We start from the raw sequence: 21,981 nt of genomic DNA on the forward strand, positions 1-21,981 counted from the left end.
TTTATATTGTATTCCAGAATGCCTGCTTTCTTTCCGAAGGCTTGCCCATGTCTGACTCTTTCCACAGCGCCCCCGCAGTTGGCACTACCGCGCTTCCCGCCACCGTCTACCTGATCGCCATTGGCGCGTTCGCGCTGGGCATGGCGTCGTATGTGACGGCGGGCCTGATGCCGATGATCGCCTGCGCGTTTTCCGTTTCCCTGGCGATGGCCGCGCAACTGGTGACGGCGTTCACCCTGGCCTATGGCCTCGGCTCGCCCTTGGCCGTGGCCTTGCTGCCGGCGCGCGCGCAGCGCTCCGGCCTCTTGATCGCCTTGGGTGTGTTCGTGCTGGCGAATGGGGCTAGCGCGCTGGCGTCCGGTTTCAGCGGTTTGCTCGCATGGCGCGCCATTGCGGGCATCGGTGCCGGCGTCTACCTGGCGCTCGGTATCGCGGCGGCGGCGGGTGTGTCGGCGCCGCAGCAGCGGGGCAAGGCCATCGGCGTGATCATGGGCGGCATGGCGGGCGGTACGGTGCTGGGCGTGCCATTGAGCTTGCTGCTGGCGCAGCAGCTGGGCTGGACCGCAGCCCTCTGGCTGGTGACTCTTTTGGGCGGGCTGGCGCTGGCGGGCTTGCTGTGGCAGCTGCCCGCGCTGCCGGCGGCACCGGCGATTTCTCTGCGCCGCAAGCTGGCCTTGCTGGCCGATGGGCAGGTGCTGGCCATCTTGCTCGTGTCCTTGCTGGCGGCCATCGCCAGCCTGGGCATGTACACGTTTATCGCGCCGCTGCTGGCGTGGTCCGCGAACGGTATGGCGATGTTCGCCACGCCCTTCCTGTGGGCGTGGGGCGTGGGAGGGATCGTGGGCAGTGTGCTGGTCGGACCATGGGCGGACAAGGTGGCGGCGCCGAAGCTGACCTGCATCATCTTGCTGCTGCTGGCGCTGGCCTTGTGCGCGCTGCCGCTGGCGGCCGGCTGGTCGGCCTGGCTGATGCTGGCGCCGATCGCGCTGTGGGGCGCGGCTGGCTGGGCCCTGCAAGTGCCGCAAAACCAGCAGCTGCTCACCGTGCGTGCGCGGCAGGGCGACGGCAATCTGGCCATCGCCCTCAACGAATCGGCGCTGTACCTGGGTAGCGCCATCGGCGCCGCCACGGGCGGCCTGCTGCTCCTGCTCAACTGGCCGATGTGGCTGCTGGCGGCAGGCGCCGCCTTGGTCGCCACTGCGGCGTTGCTGCTGCAGTGGCCTGCCGCGCGGCGGACTTAAGCCTTTTTCGCCAGCTGCATGCCCACGGGCAGGGCGCGGATGCGCTTGCCCGTGGCGGCGAAGATGGCGTTGCACAGGGCCGGGGCGATGGGCGGCGTGGCCGGTTCGCCCACGCCGCCGAGCTCCATGTCCAGGGTGCCCGGCACCAGATGCGTGTGGATCACGCGCGGCGCGTCGGCGGCGCGCAGCACCGCGTAGTCGTGGAAATTGCTTTGCTCCACCCGGCCATTTTTAAAGCTGATCTCGCCGCTCATGGCCAAGGACAGGCCCATGATGCAGGCGCCCTCGATCTGCGAGCGCACGCGGTCCGGGTTGATCTGCGGGCCGCAATCCATGGCGATGTCGACTCTCGGCACGATGACTTCGCCGGCCGCATTGATCTCCACTTCGATCACGGCCGCCACATAGGTGACGAAACTGTAGGACACGGCCAGGCCCAGCCCCCGTCCCTTGGGCAGCTTGCGGCCCCAGCCCGCCTTGGCCGTCGCCAGCTCGATCACGTGGCGCATGCGGCCGATATCGACCGGATACTTCGCCGGGTCTTCGCCATAGTTCCAGCCGTCGGACAGGTCGGCCGGATTGATCTTGCGCGCGGGACCCAAGAGCGCCAGCAGGTAGTCGCGGTGGTCCTTCTTTGCCGCGTGGGCCAGTTCGGCCGTGAACGACTGGATGGCAAACGCGTGCGGGATGTTCGACACGGAACGGAACCAGCCGATGCGCGTGTGGGCCGGCACTTCGGGCACTTCGACGCGGACGTTTGGAATAGCGAACGGCACGTTGATGGCCGACATGCCCAGTTCGAACGGCGCCTGCTTGTTCGCGCCGGCGGCAAAGGTCGAGGTGATGGTGGGCGCGGCTGTGCGGTGCAGCCAGGCCGTCGGCATGCCTTTCGCGTCCAGCGACGCTTCCAGCCGTTCGACGGACACCGTGTGCAGATAGTCGTGCTGCAGGTCGTCGTCGCGCGTCCACGTCAGCTTGACGGGCGCACCATCCATGGCCTTCGACAGCAGCGCCGCCTCGACGGCGAAATCGGGTTTCGATTTGCGCCCGAAGCCCCCGCCGAGCAAGGTCACGTGGACGGTCACGTCGTCGTACGACAAGCCCAGGGCCTTGGCCACGTTGCTGCGCGTCGCTTGCGGCGCCTGCACGCAGGCCCACACTTCGGCCTTGCCGCCGGCGATGCGCACGGTGGCGGCGGGCGGCTCCATGGTGGCGTGGGCCAGGTGGGGCAGATAGTATTCGGCGCTCAGTTTGCGCGCGGCGGGAGCGGCGGCCAGGGTAGCCACCGTCTTGCCCTGGTCGCGCGCCGGGCTGGCCGGCTGGCGCACGGCCGCTTCCAGCGTCTTGCGGAAGGCTTTTGAGTCGTAATCGCCGTTCGGGCCATCTTCCCATTCCAGCACCAGCGCTTCGCGGCCCTTGATGGCGGCCCAGGTGTTACGCGCGATGACGGCCACGCCGCCCAGCGGATTGAACATGGCCGGCGGCGGGCTGCCCGCCAGTTCGACGATGCGCAGCACGCCAGGCACTTTCAGGGCCGCCGTCTTGTCCACGCTTTTCAGCTTGCCGCCGAAGACGGGAGGGCGGGCGATGACGGCATACGCCATGCCATCGAGGCGCGTGTCGATGCCGAAGTGGGTATTGCCCGTGACGATGTCGCGCAGGTCGATGCCGCGCGTGCTGGTCTGGCCGATGTAGCGCAGCTCGTCCGCCGTTTTCAGGCTGATGCGCGCGCGTGGCGGCACCGGCAATTTGGCCGCTTCTTCGGCCAGGGCGCCGAACGACAGCGAACGTCCGCTGGCCGCATGCACGACCGCATGGTTGACGACTTTCACCTCGGTGACTGGCACGTCCCAGCGCACGGCGGCCGCCGTTTCCAGCATCAGGCGCGCCGTGGCGCCCACGTGGCGCATGGCGCGGAACGAGTGGCGCATGCTGCGCGAACCGTCCGTATCCTGGCTGCCGTAGCGCGCTTCGTCGGCGGGCGCCTGCTGCACGCGCACCTGCGCCCAGTCGGCGCCCAGTTCGTCGGCCGCCACCATGGGCAGGCTGGTGCGGATGCCCTGGCCCATTTCGGAGCGGTGCACAACAATGGTGACGATGCCGTCGGCGGCCACCGACAGGAAGACCAGGGTGTCGTCGACCACGCCGCCGGCCATCTTGTCACCGCCATATTTGACGGCGTCGGCCGCCATCACGAGGCCGGAAGGGCCTGCCACCAGAGTCAGACCGGCCATCGCGCCGGCGGCCTTGAGCCAGTTGCGCCGCGCAGGCGAATGGACGGCGGGAGTGTCATGGATACTCATTTGGCCGCTCCTTTTGCGTTGATGCTGGTGGCGGCCTGCTTGATGGCCGCGTGGATGCGCGTGTAGGTGCCGCAGCGGCAGATATTGCCGCTCATCGCTTCGCGGATTTGCTGGTCGTTCGGCTTGGGCGTCTTGTGCAGCAGGGCCGTGGCCGACATGATCTGCCCGGCCTGGCAGTAGCCGCATTGGGGCACGCCGTGCTCCTGCCACGCTTGTTGCAAGGCCAGGCCGACCTTGTCTTCGCCCACGGCTTCGATGGTGGTGATCTTCTTGCCGGCGGCGGCCGACACCGGCGTCACGCAGGAGCGGATGGCTACACCATCGAGGTGCACGGTGCAGGCGCCGCACAGGGCCATGCCGCAGCCGAACTTGGTGCCGGTCATGCCCAGTTCGTCGCGCAGGGCCCACAGCAGGGGCGTGTCTTCAGGCAGGGCAAGGTCGTGCTGTTTGCCATTGATGGTCAGGGTCGTCATGTGTATTCCTCTGTGGGGGCTGGTACGGAAAGCGCGACGGCCATCCGCCATACGGATTAGCTCATCAGTAGGGGATGGTAGCACCAGCCGCCATGCGCTGCAGGGAGTGGGGCCCGGTGGCATACTGCGGCTTCTGATATTGGAGTTCTCCATGACATACATCGCAGCGGCGCAAGGCTTGCCGGACATCCTCGCTCCCGGCTTGCAGGTGGTTTTTTGCGGTCTCAACCCCGGCGTGGACGCGGCGGCGGCCGGCCACCATTTTCTCGGCCGCGGCAACCGCTTCTGGCCCGTGCTGCACCTGTCCGGCTTCACGCCGCATCTGGTGGCGCCGCAGGACGATGCCAGCGTGCTCGATTTCGGACTGGGCTTGACGGCGGCCGTCGGCCGCCCGACCAGCCGCGCGGACCAGGTGGGGGCGGACGAATTCGCGCAAGCGGCGGCGGGCCTGCAACATAAACTGGTATTGATGCGGCCGCAGTGGATCGCCTTCCTGGGCAAGGCCGCCTACGCGGCGATGACGGGCAAGCGCCAGCTGGAGTGGGGCGAACAGGCAGAGCGCTTCGGCGGCGCGCGTGTGTGGATCTTGCCCAATCCCAGTGGGCTCAATCGCGGCTATTCGAAGGAGCGGCTGGTCGACGCGTATGCGGAACTCCAACGCGCGCTGGGCTGACGTCCAGTGCCACCGCGCGCAACAGCGGTGTGACGAAATCGAGGAAGGCGCGCAATTTCAATGGCAGCGGCGCTTGTCCCTTGTGCAGCAGGCTGACGGGCAAGGGCGCCGCTTCGAACGGCGCGAGCACGATGCGCAGCCTGTCGCCGCGCAGGGCGTCCATGACCTGATACGACAGCACGCGGATCACGCCCGCATCCAGGGTGGCGGCGGCGATCGCCGCGTCCACCGTATTGACGGCCAGGCGCGAGTGCACGGGCACGGACTGCGCAGCCTTGCCCGTGCCGAAGACCCAGGCGCGCCGCGATTCCAGCACCTCGAAACTGATGCAGGCATGCGCGGCCAGATCGCCCGGCGCAGTTGGCGTGCCATGCGCGGCCAGGTAGCCGGGGCTGGCGCAGACGACCCGGCGCACCGTGCCGACCCGCGTCGCCACGAAGCTGCTGTCGGGCAGGTCGCCGATGCGCACGGCCACGTCGACCTGCTCGTCCATCAGGTGCAGGACGCGGTCCGTCAGTACCAGCTTGATCTCGATGTCCGGATAGCGGGCGAGGAACGCCGCCACCACGGGCACGATGTGCAGGCGTCCGAACATGACGGGCGCCGTGATCGTCAGTTCGCCTTTCGGCACCGCATATTCGCCCGTCGCAATACGCTCCGCTTCGCCGATCTCTTCGAGGATGCGGCGGCACGCGGCCACGTAGGAGTGGCCCGCCTCCGTCAGCGACAGCTGGCGCGTCGTGCGGTGCAGCAGGCGCGTGTTGAGGTGCGCTTCCAGCGCCGCCACCTTGCGGCTGACGTTGGCCAGCGGCATGCCGAGATGGCGTGCGGCGGCCGACAGGCTGCCCGCGTCCACCACGGCCAGCAGGATGGTCATGGATTCCAGTCTATCCATCGCTTGCTCTCATGTGATCCTGTCAAATATTGGAAGAATGATTCTCAATCTTATGAGATTCTCTTTGTTGGTGCAAGTAAGTAAGCTGGTCTCCTTCGCTGCGGCACGTCGCCGCGGCAACTTGAAAGGAGAGCGCCATGCGCCCCACACCCATTCCCCCGCCCGATGCACACACCGTGGCGTCCGCGCCGCGCGGCAAGATCCTCATGATGGCGGTAATCGCTGGTGCGGTCATCACCAACATCTATTGCACCCAGCCTATCCTGCCCCTGATCCAGTCCGGCCTCGGTGTCGATCTGGCGGCCGTCAACCTGGTCGCCGGCGCGGCGCTGCTGGGCTTTGCCACGGGGCTGGCGCTGCTGCTGCCGCTGGGCGACCGCGTCGACCGGCGCACCCTGGTGCTGGGGCAGATCGCGCTGGCTTTCGTTTGCGCCCTGGCGGCGGCGCTGGCACCGGGCATCTGGCCGCTGATCGGCGCTTCGTTTGGCCTGGGCATCGTCAGCTGCGTGCCGCAGCAACTGGTGCCGCTCGCCGCGAGCATGTCGCCGCCCGCTGAGCGCGGCCGTTCCGTCGGCACGGTGGTCAGCGGCATCATGGTGGGCATCCTGCTCGGGCGCACGGTGGCCGGCGTGGTGGGCGAGGCCTGGGGCTGGCGCGCCGTGTACGCCATGGAAGCGGCATTCATGGTGCCCGTGTGGATCGCGGCGGCGGCCTTGCTGCCACGCGGGAAACCGGGTAGCCAGCTCTCCTACCTTGGCTTGCTGGCGTCGTTGTGGCCACTGGCGCGCGACCATCGTCCCCTGCGCGAATCGATGCTGATCCAGGCGCTGTTGTGGGCGTGCTTCAATGCGTTCTGGGTCAACCTGGCCTCGCTGCTGGCCAACGGCCCATGGCATCTGGGCAGCGCCTGGGCCGGCGCCTTCGGCATCATCGGCGCGGCCGGCGCGCTGGCCGCCACTGTGGGCGGCAGGGCCACCGACAGACTCGGTTCGCGCACGGTCATTGGATTGAGCATCGCCATCGTGACCTTGTCCTACCTGCTGCTGGCGGGCGCCGCCTCGTCGCTGGCCTTGCTGGTGATCGGCGTCATCGTGCTCGACATCGGCGTGCAGGCCGCCCTGGTAGCCAACCAGACGCGCGCCTTTGCCGTCGATCCGGCCGCCCAGGGCCGCATCAACAGCCTGTACATGACGGCGACCTTCATCGGCGGCGCCGCCGGCGTGGCGGTGAGCGGCTGGCTGATGCAGCGTTTCGGCTGGACGGGCGTGGCGGTGTTTGGCGTTGTATTGGGCTTGCTGGCCGGAGCGATCCACCTCGCCGGATCAGGCGCACAGCGGCGCGCGCCAACCTTAACTTAACGCGGCTGTTCCAGCTGCGCGTACACGGCGCCGGCGATCTTGCCCAGTTCCTGCTTGGGCAGGTTCGCCGAGAGGGCATAACCGAGCTGGCCGTCGATCCAGTAAAACACGCTCAATTCCTTTTCCTGCGTGTAGCGGAAGGCCGTTTCCTGCCTGCCGGCCCGCTCTTTCGCCACGTACAGGGTCAGGCGCTTGCCGCCGCCATCTTCATACATGAATTGCGCCACGGGGCCGTCGCCATCGCCGGGCAGCAAGCGTCCGCCGATCAAGCGATAACCGAGCGGCGACAGCGCGGGCGGCTGCAATTTCGTACCCAGGCGTTTCGACAGCCATTGCACCAGGTGCGCCTCCTGTTCCGCGCCCACCTCGACGGGGTGGCGCACTTCGGGCGTGTAGACGGCATGGGCGATGGCGGCGCTGCGCGCCAGGGAGATCGGGCTGGCGCTGGCAGTGATGCTGTCGCCGGCATCGCCGCGCAGCAGCCAGCCGCCCATGCCGCCAGCAAGCACCAGCACGACGGCCGCTGCCGCCTGCATGGCGGGGCGCTGCCAGGTGCCGTTCGCCGCCGCTGGCGATGTCGCTTGCAGCAGCGTCGGCGGCACGGCTTCGTCCAGCACGGGATCGAACAGGGCGCGCAGTTGCCGGTTCTGTTCGCGCCAGGCGTCGACTCGGGCGGCGTCTTCTGGATGCGCGCGCAGGTGGTCGTCGATGGCCGCGCGCTGTTCCTCGGGCAGGACGCCGTCGGCCAGGGCGTGCAATTGCGCTTCGCTGATGGCTTGCGTTGTCATTTCACGACTTTCAGGGTGGGGGCGCCATGGCTGCCAACGGGGCGGCCGTCGAGCAGTTCGCGCAGCCGCTCGCGCCCGCGCGATAAACGCGACATCACGGTGCCGACGGGGATGTCCAGGGTGGCCGCCACCTGCTCGTACGGCATCTGTTCCAGCGCGACGAGCAGGATCACTTCGCGCTGCCCCAGCGGCAAGCGGGCCAGCGCCGCATCCATTTCGCCGATGGCGATGGACTGCCCCGGCGTACGCTCGGGCGCGGGCAGCAGGGCGTCGTCGTCGAGCTCCTGCAGCGCCAGGCCGGGGCGGCGCAACTGGTCCACGTGCAGGTTATGCATGATGGAAAACAGCCAGGGCCGCATCTCGCCGCCGCGCTGCCGCTGATCGAGCTTGCGCCAGGCCCGCTCCACGGTGTCCTGCACCAGGTCGTCCGCGTGCAGGGCGCCCGCCAGCGCGCGCGCATAGCGGCGCAGGCCGGGCAGGCACGCTTGCAGCTGGCGGCTATCGTCTTGCGTGGTCATCGTGGCGGCGGGAAGGGCTGCTTACGGCTTGACGATGTGCCACACATTCTTGAAATTGTCGCCGGCCACGTCGCCCGGCTTCTTGTCTTCCTTGTACAGGTACAGAGGCTTGCCCTTGTAGGTCAGCTGCATGGCGCCGTTGTCTTCGCGCTTGATGCTGCCATACGGGGCGGCGGGCGCCGCTTCGGTGGCGATGACGGCGGGCCAGGCCACCAGGCAGCCACCGCTGCAGGCGCTCTTGCCGCTGTCGGCGACATCCTTGTCGAACACGTAGACGGTCATGCCGCTGGCGTTGACCAGCATGCCGTTGGCGGGCATGACGTCGGCGGCGAACGCCAGCGGGGCGGACAAGGCGGTGAACAGGGCGGTGGCGGCGAAAGTGGTAAAGCGCATGATGGTCTCCTTGAGGTTTTGGGGGCTTGCAAGGGATAGACGCGTGTCGCCCGCCGTTTATTCCCGCGCTGGCGGATTATTTTTTGGATGCAGGCTGGCCCACAGGTGGGCCGCCGCCATGGTGCGGTGCGGCGCGTACTGGCGCAGCCACTGTTCCGTGCGCGCCATGTCAGGTTTCGTTACTTCGCCGAGCAGCTTTTGCAGGGCGGCGCGGATGGCCACGTCGCCGTGCAGCGAGCAGTCGGCATAGCCGTAGCCGCGCAGCAGCGCGTAGTTGACGGTCCACGGGCCGATGCCCTTCACGGCCAGCAGCGCTTGCGATATCGCCGCCACGTCACCGGAAGGCGGCAGCTCCAGCGGCAGTTCTCCCTCATCGACGAGGCGTGCCAGGCGCAGCACGGTTTCCGCCTTGGCGCGCGAGAATTTGCGGCTGGTCAGATCTTCCACCGACAACCGTGCCACGTCGCGCGCCTCGGGATAGCACCACAAGCCGCTGGTGTGCCGGCGTCCCGCCTGCAGAATGAAAGTACGGCGCAGGGAAATGGCGAACGGCAGGTTGATCTGCTGGCCGATGATGGCCCAGGTCAGCGCTTCGAAAGGGCTGGCCGATTGCACGATGCGCAGGCCCGGATTGACGCTGACCAGAGGCGCCAGTAGCGGGTCGCCGGCGGCCAGTTGCGCGAACGGCTGCGGGTCGATGCGCAGGCCGAGGATGTTGAGCAAGGCGCCGTGCAGCGGTGTTTGAAGGCCGGCATCGGTATCGCCATCGATGTCCGCCTGGCAGATGGCCGCAGCGTCCGTGAAGGCCACGTCCAGCACGACCGGCACGCCCTGCATCAGGATGCCCTTGCGCAGTCCAGTCTCGGTGACCTGTTCGGCCACGGCTTCGCCATCGCGGCTGTGGAAGGCGATGACGTCGTCGCGGCGGTAGCCGGCGGGCAGGGGGAGGGTCCAGTGCAACAGGGTCATGGTGGGCAGGAAATTAGGGAGCGTATCAGGGACGGTATCAGGGGGCCGATGCGGGCGCACCGCGTTTCTTGCTTTTTACCTTAGCGCGCGCAGATGTCGGTGCTGGGTGGACTCAGGGCCGCCGCGTGCTGGATCTGCAGAGTCTCGGGCACGCCATTTTTCACGGCCGTCAGTTCGGCCAGGATGGAAATGGCGATTTCGGCCGGCGTCTTGCTGCCGATGTACAGGCCTATGGGTCCATGCAGGCGCGCCAGCTGTTCTGCGCTGACGTCGAACTGCAGCAGCCGTTCGCGGCGCTTGGCGTTATTCGCGCGCGAGCCGATCGCGCCCACGTAGAACGCGGGCGATTTCAACGCTTCCATCAGGGCCAGGTCGTCGAGCTTGGGGTCGTGCGTGAGGGCGACGACGGCGCTGCGGCTATCGAGCTTGAGTTCGAGCACGAGGTCGTCCGGCATGGCGTGCAGCAGGGGCACGCCGGGCACGTTCCAGCCGCCCCGGTATTCCTCGCGCGGGTCGCAGACGATGACGTGGTAATCCATGGCCGTGGCGATCTGCGCCACGAAGCGTGACAGCTGGCTGGCGCCGATGATCAGCAAGCGCCAGCGCGGGCCGTGCTGGGTGGTGAGCATGCCGTCTTCCAGGGCCAGCACGGCCCCCGGCGTGGCGCGCCGCAGGGTGACGGCGCCGCTATCGAGATCCAGGCGGCGTTCGACCAGTTCATGCGCTTCCAGGCGCGCCAGCAGTTCGGCCACCTTGCTGTCCGCATGCAGCGGTTCGATGGCCAGTTCGATGGTGCCGCCGCAGGGCAGGCCGAAGCGGTGCGCCTCGTCCGCGCTGATGCCGTAGCTGACGATTTCCGGCTGCGTGCGCACGATGCCGTGCACGCGCACGGTATCGATCAAATCATCTTCGATGCAGCCGCCGGAAACGGAACCGACCACCGTGCCATCGTCGCAGATGGCCAGGGTGGCGCCCACGGGGCGGGGGCTGGAACCCCACGTCTTGATGACGGTGACGAGTTCGCAGCGGTGGCCGGCGGCGAGCCAGGCGGCGCTGGTTTTCAGAACTTCAAGGTCGATGCTGTCCATGGGGCGCGGAAGGAAAGCCGCAGGTAGGCGGCAAAGTATGGAATATTTTTTAATATTGTGGCTATACTACGCTCTCCAACAGCCTGCGGAGAGTTTCATGTCGAACGACCAAAAGACGCAAGATGACGGCATCCCCAAGTTTGGCAAACTGCTCATCGCCCTGTTCCTGGCGGTGGTGTTTTGCGGCGCCCTGACCTGGGTCATGGGCACCTACTTTCCGAATTTCCCCGGCGCCTGAGCAAACCTGCTGCATCAGGCGCCTTTGGCGTTTAAGGCTTCAACGGCTTTTTCGCCGCCTGCTTTGCGCGCACGTCGATGACGGCGCGGTTGACGGCCGCCATGCGCGAGTTGGTACCCGGGTGCAGGGCCGTGTAGCCGTTGGCGACTGTCGCCGGCACTTGCGCGGCCAGGCGCTGCCAGAAGCGGGCGGCGTTGTCGACGTTGTAGCCGGCGCGCGCCAGCAGGTAGATGGCCAGGGTGTCGGCTTGCACGTCGAGTTCCTGCGGCATGGCCTTGATGCCGGCGGCGCCCGTCAGCATTGACACGTCGGGCTGCACGGCACCGAGGCTGTCGATGATGCTGCCGGCCGTGCCTGCCGTGCGCTGGCTGCGCGCGTGGTCGAGGATGTTGTGCGCCATTTCGCGGGCGATGACGAAGGCGATGCCTTCGTCGTTTTGCGCCGCATTGACCATGCCGCGCGTGAGCATGATACGTCCGCCGTCTGAATACGCGTTGATATTGTCCGCATTGCCCAGGGCGACGCGGAAGGCGCAGGCGCGCGTGACGGGAATTTTGAGGTCCTGCTGCTGGCCGTCGCGGGCGATGGTCATGTTCAGGCTTGCGCTTTTCGAGGCCAGCGGGCCGACGATGGCGCCGAACGGGCCTTCCGCTTTCGGGCCGGCCGGCAGCGGCTTGCCTTCGGCGGCCAGCAAGCCGTCGCCCTTGCGCAAGCCGGCGCGCGCGGCGCCGCTGCCCGGCAGGACGCCGGACACCTGCATCTGTTCGCCATAGCCGAGCGCCGCCTGCGCCGCGTCGGCATAGATGCCAGGGTAGGAATACTTGTTCTGCGCCGTGAAGCCCAGCAGGTTGCGCGCATACGTCTTGCACAGGTCCGCATTGTTGATCAGCAGGGGCGCCGAGACTTTCGACAGGCGGTCCTGCAGCGCCACCATCTTCACCAGTTCTTCCTGCGCCGCCTTTTGCTGCGCCGTCGGCGCGGGCGCATCGGGCGCCGGCACGACGTTGAACGGGCCGCTGACATTCGTCATCGGGGTGGTGCAACCAGCGAGGATGGCCGCACTGGCCAACAGGAGAGGAGTGGCCAATCGGCGCAGCGAAGTTGGGGCTGGGATCAGATGGCGGAAACCTGGCATGGACTATTCCTTCGTGTAGCTCCTGACAAAACCTACTGCGCGGCGCGATTTGCGGCCTCCGATGCTCACTGTGCATTCGCACAGCTCCGCTTCTCAGCCACAACTCACATCCGCTCGCTACGGTTTGTCAGTCGCTGTTAATGTTTGCCGGTGCTGCCGAAACCGCCAACACCGCGTTCGCTGTCGCCGAATTCCTCGACGACGTTAAAGCCCACTTGCAGCACCGGCACGATAATCAGTTGCGCCAGGCGTTCCATGGGATTGAGCGTGAAAGCGCTCTGGCCCCGGTTCCAGGTCGATACCATCAGCTGGCCCTGGTAATCGGAGTCGATCAAGCCTACCAGATTCCCCAATACGATGCCGTTTTTGTGGCCCATGCCGCTGCGCGGCAAAATCATGGCCGCATACGACGGGTCGCCGATGTGGATGGCCAGGCCAGTGGGAATGAGCACGGTCTGGCCGGCTTCGATGGTGATCGCTGAGGCTATGCAGGCGCGCAGGTCCAGGCCGGCGCTGCCGGGCGTGGCGTAGGCCGGAAGCAGTTCTTTCATGCGGGCGTCGAGGATCTTGATGTCGATATTTTTCATGAATCTAACTAACTAAGCTAAGTCGTTTAATGGGATTATTTGAGCAGCGAATTCTTGGCAATGCGCTTCGAGATTTCCGAAATCAGCTGGCGCGCCAGGTTCAGTTTCGAGGCGCGCGGCAGCACGGTATGGCCTTCCTCGTCGAACAGGATGATGGTGTTGTCGTCCTGGCCAAACGTGTTCTGGCCGATATTGCCGACCAGGAGGGGAATGCCCTTCTTTTCACGCTTGGTCGAGCCGAATTCCACGAGGTTTTCCGATTCGGCGGCAAAGCCCACGCAGTACGGATAGCCGGCCAGGTTGGTGCGTGCCGCCACGGTGGCCAGGATGTCGGGGTTTTGCACGAACTGCAGTTCGGGCACGGAGCCGTCGGCCTGCTTTTTCATCTTCTGGTCGCTGGCGTTGGCCACGCGCCAGTCGGCGACGGCGGCCACGGCGACGAAGACGTGCTGGCCGTCGACGTGGGCCAGCACGGCATCATGCATCTGCTGCGCGCTTTGCACGTCGATGCGGCGCACGCCGAATGGCGCGTCCAGGGCAGTTGGGCCGGAAATGAGCAGCACTTCGGCGCCCGCTTCGCGCGCTGCGCGCGCCACCGCATAGCCCATCTTGCCCGAGGACAGATTGGTGATGCCGCGCACGGGGTCGATGGCTTCGAACGTGGGGCCGGCCGTGACCAGCACGCGCTTGCCCGCCAGGACTTTCGGCTGGAAGGCGGCGATCAGCTCCGTCAGCAGCTGTTCCGGTTCCAGCATGCGGCCCAGGCCCACTTCGCCGCATGCCTGTTCGCCGGCGGCCGGGCCGAACAGCTTGATACCGTCGTCGCGCAACTGCTGCACATTGCGTTGCGTGGCCGGGTTCTGCCACATTTCCACGTTCATGGCCGGCGCCACCAGCAGGGGCAGGTGGGCGGGACGGGCCAGGCACAGGGTCGACAGCAGGTCGTCGCACACGCCATGCGCGAGCTTGCGCATGAAGTCTGCCGAACACGGCGCGATCAGGATGGCGTCCGCATGGCGCGTCAAATCGATATGCGCCATGTTGTTGTCGATGCGGGCATCCCACTGGCTCGTGTGAACGGGGTGGCCGGACAGCGCCTGCATCGTGACGGCCGTGATGAAGTGGCTGGCCGCATCCGTCATCACCACTTGCACCGAGGCGCCGGCCTTTGTCAGCGCGCGGCACAGTTCCGCCGCCTTGTAGCAGGCGACGCCGCCTGACAGTCCCAGGACGATTTTTTTGCCGGACAATTCCATGCCGTTCTCCCGCGTGTTTATTTGTTTACCCGGCGCAGTTCATCGATGATGAACAGGGCCGCGCCGATGCAGATGGCGCTGTCGGCGATATTGAAAGCGGGGAAATGGCCCCAGCTTTTCCAGTGGAAGTCGAGGAAGTCGACCACGTGGCCGTACATCAGGCGGTCGATGGCGTTGCCCAGCGCACCGCCGAGTATCAGCGCCAGGGCCCAGCAGAACATGCGCTGGCCCGCGTGCTTTTTCAGCAGATAGATGATGTAGATGGCGGCTGCCAGGGCGATGCCGGTGAAGAAATAGCGCTGCCAGCCGCCTTGGTCGGACAGGAAGCTGAACGCGGCGCCCTTGTTATACGCGAGCACCAGGTTGAAATACGAGGTGATGACCATCTCCTGCGCATAACGGAAGGTCTTCAGGATTGTGATCTTGGTGATCTGGTCGAACAGGATGACGATGGCGGCAATGCCCAGCCATGGCACGAGCGACGCAGACGATGACGATTTCGATGAAAAACGGTTTTTAGTGGCCATATTTTTCCAGGGAAGATAAAGCCGCCGCTACCCTTGGGGCAGCGGCGGTGGGAGCGGGGCGGAAGTCATCCAGCCCCGGCTTGCTGTTTTAGGCGAAGCGGCGTTTCTCGCCCGCGCCAAACAGATTGCTGACGCAGCGGCCGCACAGGGTAGCATGCGCGGCGTCCGTACCCACGTCCGCACGGTAGTGCCAGCAGCGCTCGCACTTCGGCGCCGTCGACGCGGCCACGACCACCTCTTCTGCCGCTTCGTCGGCCACTTCAGCCACGGTTGCCTGCGAGGTGATGAAGACGAACTTCAAGTCTTCGCCCAGGGTGGTCAGCAGCTTGTACTTCATCGGCGCGGCCTTGATCGTCAGTTCCGCCTGCAGCGACGAACCGATGGCGCCAGAGGTGCGCAAGTCTTCCAGCTGTTTCGTCACGTCCGTGCGCACGGCGCGCAGGGCCGTGTATTTCTCCAGCAGGCCGGCGGCATCCGCCACTTCCGGCAGTTGCCACCAGGTTTGCGTGAAGATGGTTTCATCGCTGGCGGCATACGCTTCGCTTCCTGCGAAGACGGCCCATGCTTCTTCGGCCGTGAACGACAGGGCCGGGGCCATCAGGCGCAGCAGGCTTTGCGTGATGTGCCACAGGGCCGTTTGCGCCGAACGGCGCGCGTGCGACGTCAGGCCCGAGGTGTACAGACGGTCTTTCAGGATGTCCAGGTAGAAGCCGCCCAGGTCTTCCGAGCAGTACGTCTGCAGCTTCGACACGACCGGGTGGAACTCGTAGCGCGCGTAGTTGTTCTCGATCTGCGTTTGCAGCGATGCCATGTTGGCCAGCGCATAGCGGTCGATCTCGAACATCTGCGCCACCGGCACGGCGTCCGTGGCCGGATTGAAGTCCGAGGTGTTCGCCAGCAGGAAGCGCAGGGTGTTGCGGATGCGGCGGTACGATTCCGTCACGCGTTTCAGGATTTCGTCGGAGATTGACAGCTCGCCCGTGTAGTCGGTCGAGGCGATCCACAGGCGCAGGATGTCCGCGCCCAGGGTGTCCGAGATCTTTTGCGGCGCCAGGGTGTTGCCCAGCGACTTAGACATCTTCTTGCCTTCGCCATCGACCGTGAAGCCGTGCGTCAGCAGGGCTTTGTATGGCGGACGGCCATTGAGCATCGAGGACACGAGCAAGGACGAGTGGAACCAGCCGCGATGCTGGTCCGAGCCTTCCAGGTACAGGTCGGCCGGGAATTGCAGCTGCGTCGAGTGCGAACCGTGGCCTTGCGGGCCGCCCAGCACCGTCTGGTGCGTGGCGCCGGAATCGAACCACACGTCCAAGGTGTCCTTGTTCTTCGCGTAGATGGCCGCTTCGTCGCCGATCAGGTCTTTCAGATCGAGCGCCTGCCATGCCTCGATGCCGTCTTTTTCGATCAGCTTGGCCACTTGCTCCAGCAATTCCGGCGTGCGCGGATGCAGGTCGCCCGTTTCCTTGTGCACGATGAAGGCCATCGGCACGCCCCACTGGCGCTGGCGCGACAGGGTCCAGTCGGGACGGTTGGCGATCATTCCGTGCAGGCGCGCCTGGCCCCAGTCCGGGAAGAATTCGGTGTCGGCGATGCCTTTCAAGGCCGTCTCGCGCAGGGTCGCGCCGCCGTCTTTCGGCGTCACGTCCATGCCGGCGAACCACTGCGAGGTGGCGCGGTAGATGATCGGCGTCTTATGGCGCCAGCAATGCATATAGCTGTGGTCGAACATCTTGACTTCGAACAGCGCGCCCGCTTCGCGCAGGGCGTTGCAGATCGGCTTCGACGCTTCCCAGATGGTCATGCCGCCGAACAGGGGCAGGGTCGAGGCGAACTTGCCGTCGCCCATGACGGGCTTGATGATGTCGTCGTCCTTCATGCCGTGCGCCTTGCACGAGATGAAGTCGTCCAGGCCGTAGGCTGGCGCCGAGTGCACCACGCCCGTGCCGCTTTCCGTGGTCACGTATTCGGCCAGGTACAAGGGCGACAGGCGGTCATAGAAAGCGTCGCTCGCATGCAGCGGGTGGCGGAAGCTGATGCCGGCCAGGGCCGCGCCGTCGCAGGTGGCGATCGTCGTGCCTTCGAGCTTGAAGCGCGCCAGGCTGGCCACGACCAGGTCTTGCGCCAGGATCAGCAGCAATGGCTGGCCATCGCGCTCGGCTTTCACCAGCGCGTATTTGACTTCCGGGTGCACGTTCAGCGCCTGGTTCGACGGGATGGTCCACGGCGTCGTGGTCCAGATGACGATGAAACCGTTATCGGTCGGCAGCGATGGTAGGCCGAAGGCGGCCGCCAGTTTGGCCGGCTCGGCGAACTTGAAGCCGACATCGATGGCGGGATCGCGTTTTTCCGCGTATTCCACTTCCGCTTCGGCCAGGGCCGACTGGCAGTCGAAGCACCAGTTGACCGGTTTCAGGCCGCGGTAGACATAGCCTTTTTCCAGCAGCTTGCCCAGCGCGCGCAATTCGTCCGCTTCATTGCCGTGCGCCATCGTCAGGTAGGGGTTGTCCCACTCGCCCAGCACGCCCAGGCGGATAAAGTCTTTCTTCTGGCGCTCGACCTGCACGTTGGCGTAGGCGCGCGCTTTTTCCAGCACTTCGGCCGTAGGCAGGTTCTTGCCGTGCAGTTTTTCGATCTGGATCTCGATCGGCATGCCGTGGCAATCCCAGCCCGGTACATAGGGCGCGTCGAAGCCGGCCAGCGAGCGCGACTTGACGACCATATCCTTGAGGATCTTGTTGACGGCGTGGCCCAGGTGGATGTCGCCATTCGCGTACGGCGGGCCGTCATGCAGGATGAATTTCGGACGGCCGGCGGCAGCCTTGCGCACGCGCTCGTAGATCTTCTTGTCTTGCCATTGCTGTACCCATTGAGGCTCGCGCTTGGCCATGTCGCCGCGCATCGGGAATGGGGTTTCCGTCATGTTGACCGGGTATTTGCTTTCAGGCTTCTTGTTCTGCTTGGGCGTGGCTGGCTTGTTTTGATCGGACATAATCTTCTTTAATGATATTGAATGGTTTGCGGCGGCAGGTGCCGCCAGTCGGCGGAGTTGGCCGGCGTCAAATTCGGTCGGTGGCGGTAATGGCGCCGCTGCGCTGCTCGAAGTAGGCGCGCGCCTGGTTCGAGTCGCGCTCGATGGCGGCCGTCAGGGTGGGCAAGTCGTCGTACTTTTCTTCGTCGCGCAGCTTTTCCAGGAATTCCACGCGTACCAGCTTGCCGTAGCAGGACTGGGCGAAATCGAACAAATGCACTTCCAGCAAGACGCGGCCGCTGTCGTCGACGGTGGGGCGCACGCCGAGGCTGGCCACGGCGGGCAGCGGTGCCGGTCCCAGGCCGTGTACCTGCACGATGAAGATGCCGGACAGGGCGGGGCGGTGCGCCACGCGCAGGTTCAGGGTGGGGAAACCGAGAGTGCGGCCCAGCTTCTGGCCGTGGATGACGTGGCCGGAAATGGCGTATGGATGGCCGAGCAACTGCGTGGCCAGCGGGAAATCGCCGGCGGCCAGGGCCAGGCGCACGGCCGACGAGGAGATGCGCGTGCTGCCATTCATCACCGTCGGTAAAGTTTCTACGTGGAAACCGTATTGGCGGCCCGCTTCCTGCAGCATGGCCACGTCGCCGGCGCGCCGGGCGCCATAGCAGAAGTCGTCGCCGACCATCAGCCATTTCACGTGCAAGCCGTCGACGAGGACTTTTTCCGTGAATTCCTGCGGCGTCAGGGCGGCAAACTGGGCGCTGAAGTGCTCGACGACGACACGGTCGATGCCGGCGTCGTCCAGCGATTGCAGCTTGTCGCGCAGGTTGGCGATGCGCTGCGGCGCCTTCGACAGGTCGCCCGAGCGCTGCGCGAAGAATTCGCGCGGGTGCGGCTCGAACGTCATCACGGCCGCTTCGATGCCGAGTTCGGTTGCAGCTTCGCGCACGCGCGCCAGCAAGGCCTGATGGCCGATGTGGACACCGTCAAAATTGCCGATGGTCAGAGCGCAAGGCGCTCGTGCCTGGGCATTGGGAAGTCCGCGGAATACCTTCATAGGAATCTGATGAAAAACTGTGCCAAAAGGGGGATTATACGGACTGTTTCAGGGATGCACACCCGGCAGGGCGGGCGCAGGGGCAATTTCCCTGCTGAAATGATAAAAAGCGTTGCCGGCGAGTGTGCTGGCAACGCTTTTCGCTAACTAAGGGCTTCACAACATGTTCAGGGCTAGGCGCCGCGTCGAAGACAGTACGAATGTACGGCGAGACGCGGTAACAACGCCCTGGACGTGTTGTCTTATTTGTTCATCAGGGCCCAGTAACGGGCGAGATCTGCAGCGCCATCCGTGCCCTTGACGGCTTTCAGCGCGGTCGATGCGTTGGATTTCTTGCCGGCGTGGATGTAGGCAATGCCCAGATGCAGCTTGGCTTCTTCCGGATACTTGGCGGTGCCCATTTTCACGGCGTCATTCATCAGGCCCAGGCCTTTGTCGGCTTGGCCATCGTAGACCAGGGCGAAGCCCAGCTTGCTCAAGCTGTCGGCGTCCTTGTTCTTGACGTATTCCGCTTCCGACTTGGCGGCGTTGGCCTTCAGGTCAGCCTGGGTCTTCAGGGCCAGGTCTTTCAGGCGCTGGTGACGGGCGGCATCGGTGCCGGTGCCCAGCACGCCTTTTTTGTAGCCCTGCTCGATGATGGCCAGCGCTTCGCCAGGATTGCCTGCTTGCAGGGCCAGCTGGCTGATTTCCATGTATTCGGATGGCTTGGTGAACAGGCCGTTGGCCAGGCGCAGGCGCTGGACGTCCAGGCCCAGGCGCTGCGAGAAGCCAGGTTTGCCGGAAACGCGGTTCAGCAGGTCGGCCCAGTAGCTGGTTTTCGGATAGCTCGATGCCAGTTTTTCCAGGGTGGCGACATAGCCGGCCTTGTCGTTCTGTTTCAGCTGGATGTTGGCCAGCATTTGCAGGCTCGCTTCCGAGTTGCCGCCGCGCGATTGCAGTTCCTTCGCCGCTTCGGCGTAGTTGCCGCTGACGTAGTAGGTCTGGATCAGCAGTTCGCGCATCTGTGGATCTTCGCGGTCTTTCAGCGAACGTTTGATCCAGGTGATGGTGTTCGGCCAGTCCTTGGCGCGGTAGTACATGCCTGCCAGCGCTTGCGTGAATTTGGGGGCTTCGGCGGCGCTCAGGCGGCCGGAATTGATGACGGCTTCAAACGCCTTGATGGCGGTGCCATTGTCGCCGGCGGCAGCAGCGGCCGAGGCGCGCACGCGCTCGATCTGGTAGCTTTCAAAGGCGGTCTTGCCGCCGACGCTGTCAGCTTCGCGCAGCTTGGCCAGCGCTTCCTTGTTTTTGCCGCTGCTAGCGAGTTTTTGCGCTTCTTGCAGTGGCTTGCCCACTTCGGCACGCACGGTGTCCGCGGCGTATGCCAGCGAGCCCAGGCCGATTACGGGAGTTGCTGCGGTAAAACCGATAGCGGCCATGACGAGGCCGAGATGAGCGAGACGAAACTTGGACATAAGAAAGTCTTTCAGTAAAAAGCGAATAGGCAGGAAGTCCTGCCTATTCGGATGTAAAGAGAACCTGATTGCTGCAGCTTACTGGAATTGCTCGTTGCCGACCAGACCGATTTTGGTCACGCCCAGACGCTGCGCCGACGCCATCACACCGGCGACGACTTTGTATTCCACCAGCTTGTTCGGACGCAGATGCACTTCCGGCTGGTCTGCTTGCGCAGCGACGTTGCTCAGCTTGGCTTCCAGCGAAGCGCGGTCAGGAACGACCTGATTGTCCCACAAGATCGTACCGTCAAAATCGACATCGATCGTGACGACCACTGGTTCGGTTGTCGGTGGCGGCGGGGTGCCGACCGGCATGTTCAAGTTCACCGAGTGGTTTTGCTTAGGAATCGTGATGATCAACATGATAATCAGCACCAGCATCACGTCGATGAGGGGCGTCATGTTCAGTTCCATCATTGGTTCCGGATCCGCGCCTGGAGCGCTTCCCGAACCGACATTCATACTCATAGTGTTTCCTTTAAGAAGTCCAACGAAGCACCGGGCGAAACTGCCGCCCGGTCAGCTTCCGGCAGTGGCGCGCCCTTGTTGCCGGGGCGCCGCTGCCAGTCGCTATCAGCCCTTGTCAGGTGGTTCGGTGATGAAGCCGACCTTCTGGATCCCGGCACGTTGGGTCGTGTAAATAACCCGGCCGATCGATTCGTAGCGTGTTTCTTGGTCGCCACGAACGTGTACTTCCGGCTGCGGTACTTTCACTGCTTCAACTTTCAGATAATCGAACAGTTCGCTCGTATCTTTCAGTTTCTTCTGGCCCAGATAAATCTCGCCATCCTTGTTGACAACGATGTTGACGTTTTCTGGCTTGCTTTGAAGGGCTTGGTTGGCCTCGATCGGCAGATCGATTTTCTGCAATTTGAGGACAACCGGACTGGTGATCAAGAAAATGATCAGCAAAACCAACATGATGTCGACGAGCGGCGTCGTGTTGATTTCTGACATTACTTGATCTTCATCTCCGCTGTCGGAGCCGACGGACATCGACATGATTCTTATCCGATCTTTTTAGCGCCGGCAGCACGGCCAGCTTCGCTGGTCGACATTGCGCCGGAGATCAGTACCGAGTGAACGTCGGCGCTGAACGAGCGTACGTCTTCCATTGCGGTTTTGTTACGACGCACCAGCCAGTTGTAACCCAGAACGGCAGGAACGGCGACCAGCAGACCGAAAGCGGTCATGATCAGTGCTTCACCAACTGGACCTGCAACTTTATCGATCGAAGCGTTACCGGTCATGCCGATGTTGGTCAGCGCGCCATAAATACCCCAAACGGTACCGAACAGACCGATAAACGGTGCGGTCGAACCAACGGTTGCCAGGAACGACAGGCCATCTTGCAGACGCGATTGGACTTTGTCCGAAGCGCGCTGGATCGACATCGTCACCCAGGTCGACAGATCGATTTGTTCCAGCAGGGCGCCGTCATGGTGAGCCGTTGCCTTGGTGCCCGATTCAGCGATGAAGCGGAATGGCGAGCCTTCGGTCAGCGTTGCCGAACCAGCAGCGATCGAAGGTGCTTTCCAGAATTTGGCAGCGGTTTCTTTAGCTTGCTTGAAGATCTTCATTTGATCCATCAGCTTGGTGATGATGATGTACCAGCTGCCGATCGACATGATGGCCAGGATGATCAGGGTGGCGCGTGGCACGAAGCCGCCGTCCCACACTGCTTGCAGGCCGAACGGGTTGTGGACTTCTTCGGTTTTGGCTGGAGCTGCTGCGTCAGCGGCTGGAGCGGCTGCGTCTGCTGCTGGAGCTGCTGCGTCAGCAGCTGGTGCTGGTGCTGCTGCAGCGTCTGCCGCTGGAGCCGTAGCTGCTGCCGATGCTGGCGCGTCAGCGAATGCCGGAGCTGCTACCAGAGCGGTAGTAGCGGTAACGGACAACAGAACCGCGGCAAAAAATGCGGACAAACGGGTATTCTTAAACATGCTTCCTCCAAAATTAAAAATAACAGATCGCTGAACGTAATGACAACGAAATCATAGTGTGAGACAGGGGATAAC

At 64.5% G+C, this 21,981-nt stretch carries 22 protein-coding genes; 4 read left to right on the forward strand and 18 right to left on the reverse strand.

Going from position 1 to position 21,981, the window contains the following annotated elements; translation table 11 throughout:
- The first annotated feature begins 47 nt into the window (after nt 1-47).
- Nucleotides 48-1,241: an MFS transporter gene (locus SKZ59_RS04145; RefSeq protein WP_319990908.1), complete on the forward strand. Its 1,194-nt coding sequence runs from the start codon at nt 48-50 to the stop codon at nt 1,239-1,241.
- Here the strand turns inward: SKZ59_RS04145 and SKZ59_RS04150 are convergent.
- Nucleotides 1,238-3,544 (reverse strand): xanthine dehydrogenase family protein molybdopterin-binding subunit, encoded by a 2,307-nt coding sequence (locus SKZ59_RS04150; protein WP_319990909.1) that lies wholly within the window; start codon nt 3,542-3,544, stop codon nt 1,238-1,240. The genes SKZ59_RS04145 and SKZ59_RS04150 overlap by 4 nt on opposite strands.
- The gene (locus tag SKZ59_RS04155) at nt 3,541-4,017 is read right to left on the reverse strand and encodes a (2Fe-2S)-binding protein (RefSeq protein ID WP_034754200.1); all 477 of its coding nucleotides are present in this window, start codon (nt 4,015-4,017) and stop codon (nt 3,541-3,543) included. Before SKZ59_RS04155 ends, SKZ59_RS04150 begins: the two co-directional genes overlap by 4 nt.
- A gap of 151 nt (nt 4,018-4,168) precedes the next feature.
- Between SKZ59_RS04155 and mug the strand changes: the two genes are divergently transcribed.
- A complete protein-coding gene (gene mug, locus SKZ59_RS04160) occupies nt 4,169-4,690 on the forward strand; it encodes a G/U mismatch-specific DNA glycosylase (RefSeq protein ID WP_319990910.1) in 522 nt (173 codons plus the stop codon).
- On the opposite strand, the gene SKZ59_RS04165 is transcribed toward mug, so the two are convergent.
- Nucleotides 4,623-5,585 (reverse strand): LysR family transcriptional regulator, encoded by a 963-nt coding sequence (locus SKZ59_RS04165; protein WP_319990911.1) that lies wholly within the window; start codon nt 5,583-5,585, stop codon nt 4,623-4,625. The genes mug and SKZ59_RS04165 overlap by 68 nt on opposite strands.
- Before the next feature lie 137 nt (nt 5,586-5,722).
- Between SKZ59_RS04165 and SKZ59_RS04170 the strand changes: the two genes are divergently transcribed.
- Nucleotides 5,723-6,943 (forward strand): MFS transporter, encoded by a 1,221-nt coding sequence (locus tag SKZ59_RS04170; RefSeq protein ID WP_319990912.1) that lies wholly within the window; start codon nt 5,723-5,725, stop codon nt 6,941-6,943.
- On the opposite strand, the gene SKZ59_RS04175 is transcribed toward SKZ59_RS04170, so the two are convergent.
- The 5 genes from SKZ59_RS04175 to SKZ59_RS04195 all read right to left on the reverse strand — a co-directional run bounded on the left by SKZ59_RS04175 (nt 6,940) and on the right by SKZ59_RS04195 (nt 10,699).
- Entirely contained in the window at nt 6,940-7,731 is a 792-nt protein-coding gene (locus SKZ59_RS04175; RefSeq protein WP_319990913.1) for an anti-sigma factor, read from the reverse strand. The two genes, SKZ59_RS04170 and SKZ59_RS04175, sit on opposite strands and share 4 nt — an antisense overlap.
- Nucleotides 7,728-8,249, reverse strand: coding sequence for an RNA polymerase sigma factor (locus tag SKZ59_RS04180; RefSeq protein WP_034754194.1), 522 nt, complete (start codon nt 8,247-8,249; stop codon nt 7,728-7,730). The genes SKZ59_RS04175 and SKZ59_RS04180 overlap by 4 nt, the downstream gene beginning before the upstream one ends.
- A 21-nt stretch (nt 8,250-8,270) precedes the next feature.
- Complete coding sequence (locus SKZ59_RS04185; protein WP_071322330.1) at nt 8,271-8,642, reverse strand: hypothetical protein; 372 nt, start codon at nt 8,640-8,642, stop codon at nt 8,271-8,273.
- Between the two features lie 57 nt (nt 8,643-8,699).
- Entirely contained in the window at nt 8,700-9,611 is a 912-nt protein-coding gene (locus tag SKZ59_RS04190) for a DNA-3-methyladenine glycosylase 2 (protein ID WP_319990914.1), read from the reverse strand.
- An 80-nt stretch (nt 9,612-9,691) separates the two neighbouring features.
- Nucleotides 9,692-10,699: an XdhC family protein gene (locus SKZ59_RS04195; protein ID WP_319990915.1), complete on the reverse strand. Its 1,008-nt coding sequence runs from the start codon at nt 10,697-10,699 to the stop codon at nt 9,692-9,694.
- 97 nt (nt 10,700-10,796) lie between these two features.
- On the opposite strand from SKZ59_RS04195, the gene SKZ59_RS04200 reads away from it, so the two are divergent.
- Nucleotides 10,797-10,937: a hypothetical protein gene (locus SKZ59_RS04200; protein ID WP_162995759.1), complete on the forward strand. Its 141-nt coding sequence runs from the start codon at nt 10,797-10,799 to the stop codon at nt 10,935-10,937.
- Nucleotides 10,938-10,968: 31 nt separating this feature from the next.
- Here SKZ59_RS04200 and SKZ59_RS04205 read toward each other — a convergent pair whose 3' ends face one another.
- From SKZ59_RS04205 to SKZ59_RS04250, 10 genes are all read right to left on the reverse strand, one after another.
- Nucleotides 10,969-12,072 carry a M48 family metallopeptidase gene (locus SKZ59_RS04205; RefSeq protein WP_070303583.1) on the reverse strand — a complete coding sequence of 368 codons (1,104 nt, stop codon included), beginning with the start codon at nt 12,070-12,072 and terminating at the stop codon, nt 10,969-10,971.
- Nucleotides 12,073-12,209: 137 nt separating this feature from the next.
- Nucleotides 12,210-12,659 (reverse strand): dUTP diphosphatase, encoded by a 450-nt coding sequence (gene dut / locus SKZ59_RS04210; protein WP_034754180.1) that lies wholly within the window; start codon nt 12,657-12,659, stop codon nt 12,210-12,212.
- 35 nt (nt 12,660-12,694) lie between these two features.
- A complete protein-coding gene (coaBC, locus tag SKZ59_RS04215; RefSeq protein WP_319990916.1) occupies nt 12,695-13,915 on the reverse strand; it encodes a bifunctional phosphopantothenoylcysteine decarboxylase/phosphopantothenate--cysteine ligase CoaBC in 1,221 nt (406 codons plus the stop codon).
- Nucleotides 13,916-13,932: 17 nt separating this feature from the next.
- Nucleotides 13,933-14,442: a signal peptidase II gene (gene lspA / locus SKZ59_RS04220; RefSeq protein WP_034754175.1), complete on the reverse strand. Its 510-nt coding sequence runs from the start codon at nt 14,440-14,442 to the stop codon at nt 13,933-13,935.
- 88 nt (nt 14,443-14,530) lie between these two features.
- Nucleotides 14,531-17,431, reverse strand: coding sequence for an isoleucine--tRNA ligase (ileS, locus tag SKZ59_RS04225; RefSeq protein WP_319990917.1), 2,901 nt, complete (start codon nt 17,429-17,431; stop codon nt 14,531-14,533).
- Nucleotides 17,432-17,498: 67 nt separating this feature from the next.
- Nucleotides 17,499-18,470 carry a bifunctional riboflavin kinase/FAD synthetase gene (locus SKZ59_RS04230; protein WP_319990918.1) on the reverse strand — a complete coding sequence of 324 codons (972 nt, stop codon included), beginning with the start codon at nt 18,468-18,470 and terminating at the stop codon, nt 17,499-17,501.
- Nucleotides 18,471-18,712: 242 nt separating this feature from the next.
- The gene (locus tag SKZ59_RS04235; protein WP_034754169.1) at nt 18,713-19,924 is read right to left on the reverse strand and encodes a tetratricopeptide repeat protein; all 1,212 of its coding nucleotides are present in this window, start codon (nt 19,922-19,924) and stop codon (nt 18,713-18,715) included.
- A gap of 78 nt (nt 19,925-20,002) precedes the next feature.
- Nucleotides 20,003-20,434, reverse strand: a complete 432-nt coding sequence (locus tag SKZ59_RS04240; protein ID WP_176741207.1) for an ExbD/TolR family protein — start codon at nt 20,432-20,434, stop codon at nt 20,003-20,005.
- 105 nt (nt 20,435-20,539) lie between these two features.
- Nucleotides 20,540-20,968 carry an ExbD/TolR family protein gene (locus SKZ59_RS04245; protein ID WP_034754165.1) on the reverse strand — a complete coding sequence of 143 codons (429 nt, stop codon included), beginning with the start codon at nt 20,966-20,968 and terminating at the stop codon, nt 20,540-20,542.
- Nucleotides 20,969-20,973: 5 nt separating this feature from the next.
- Nucleotides 20,974-21,906, reverse strand: a complete 933-nt coding sequence (locus tag SKZ59_RS04250; RefSeq protein WP_181878028.1) for a MotA/TolQ/ExbB proton channel family protein — start codon at nt 21,904-21,906, stop codon at nt 20,974-20,976.
- Between the last annotated feature and the right edge of the window lie 75 nt (nt 21,907-21,981).

The sequence above is a fragment of the Janthinobacterium sp. GMG2 genome (genome assembly GCF_033949445.1).
GTDB lineage: Bacteria > Pseudomonadota > Gammaproteobacteria > Burkholderiales > Burkholderiaceae_D > Janthinobacterium > Janthinobacterium aestuarii.

Coding starts and splice junctions, on each gene's coding strand:
- SKZ59_RS04205 (WP_070303583.1), bottom strand. CDS start 12,072: ATGCCAGGTTTCCGCCATCTGATCCCAGCCCCAACTTCGCTGCGCCGA.
- SKZ59_RS04245 (WP_034754165.1), bottom strand. CDS start 20,968: ATGTCGATGTCCGTCGGCTCCGACAGCGGAGATGAAGATCAAGTAATG.
- coaBC (WP_319990916.1), bottom strand. CDS start 13,915: ATGGAATTGTCCGGCAAAAAAATCGTCCTGGGACTGTCAGGCGGCGTC.
- SKZ59_RS04175 (WP_319990913.1), bottom strand. CDS start 7,731: ATGACAACGCAAGCCATCAGCGAAGCGCAATTGCACGCCCTGGCCGAC.
- SKZ59_RS04235 (WP_034754169.1), bottom strand. CDS start 19,924: ATGTCCAAGTTTCGTCTCGCTCATCTCGGCCTCGTCATGGCCGCTATC.
- SKZ59_RS04250 (WP_181878028.1), bottom strand. CDS start 21,906: ATGTTTAAGAATACCCGTTTGTCCGCATTTTTTGCCGCGGTTCTGTTG.
- ileS (WP_319990917.1), bottom strand. CDS start 17,431: ATGTCCGATCAAAACAAGCCAGCCACGCCCAAGCAGAACAAGAAGCCT.
- SKZ59_RS04170 (WP_319990912.1), top strand. CDS start 5,723: ATGCGCCCCACACCCATTCCCCCGCCCGATGCACACACCGTGGCGTCC.
- SKZ59_RS04145 (WP_319990908.1), top strand. CDS start 48: ATGTCTGACTCTTTCCACAGCGCCCCCGCAGTTGGCACTACCGCGCTT.
- SKZ59_RS04155 (WP_034754200.1), bottom strand. CDS start 4,017: ATGACGACCCTGACCATCAATGGCAAACAGCACGACCTTGCCCTGCCT.
- SKZ59_RS04165 (WP_319990911.1), bottom strand. CDS start 5,585: ATGGATAGACTGGAATCCATGACCATCCTGCTGGCCGTGGTGGACGCG.
- SKZ59_RS04150 (WP_319990909.1), bottom strand. CDS start 3,544: ATGAGTATCCATGACACTCCCGCCGTCCATTCGCCTGCGCGGCGCAAC.
- SKZ59_RS04240 (WP_176741207.1), bottom strand. CDS start 20,434: ATGAGTATGAATGTCGGTTCGGGAAGCGCTCCAGGCGCGGATCCGGAA.
- SKZ59_RS04180 (WP_034754194.1), bottom strand. CDS start 8,249: ATGACCACGCAAGACGATAGCCGCCAGCTGCAAGCGTGCCTGCCCGGC.
- SKZ59_RS04200 (WP_162995759.1), top strand. CDS start 10,797: ATGTCGAACGACCAAAAGACGCAAGATGACGGCATCCCCAAGTTTGGC.
- lspA (WP_034754175.1), bottom strand. CDS start 14,442: ATGGCCACTAAAAACCGTTTTTCATCGAAATCGTCATCGTCTGCGTCG.
- SKZ59_RS04230 (WP_319990918.1), bottom strand. CDS start 18,470: ATGAAGGTATTCCGCGGACTTCCCAATGCCCAGGCACGAGCGCCTTGC.
- SKZ59_RS04195 (WP_319990915.1), bottom strand. CDS start 10,699: ATGGACAGCATCGACCTTGAAGTTCTGAAAACCAGCGCCGCCTGGCTC.
- SKZ59_RS04185 (WP_071322330.1), bottom strand. CDS start 8,642: ATGCGCTTTACCACTTTCGCCGCCACCGCCCTGTTCACCGCCTTGTCC.
- SKZ59_RS04190 (WP_319990914.1), bottom strand. CDS start 9,611: ATGACCCTGTTGCACTGGACCCTCCCCCTGCCCGCCGGCTACCGCCGC.
- mug (WP_319990910.1), top strand. CDS start 4,169: ATGACATACATCGCAGCGGCGCAAGGCTTGCCGGACATCCTCGCTCCC.
- dut (WP_034754180.1), bottom strand. CDS start 12,659: ATGAAAAATATCGACATCAAGATCCTCGACGCCCGCATGAAAGAACTG.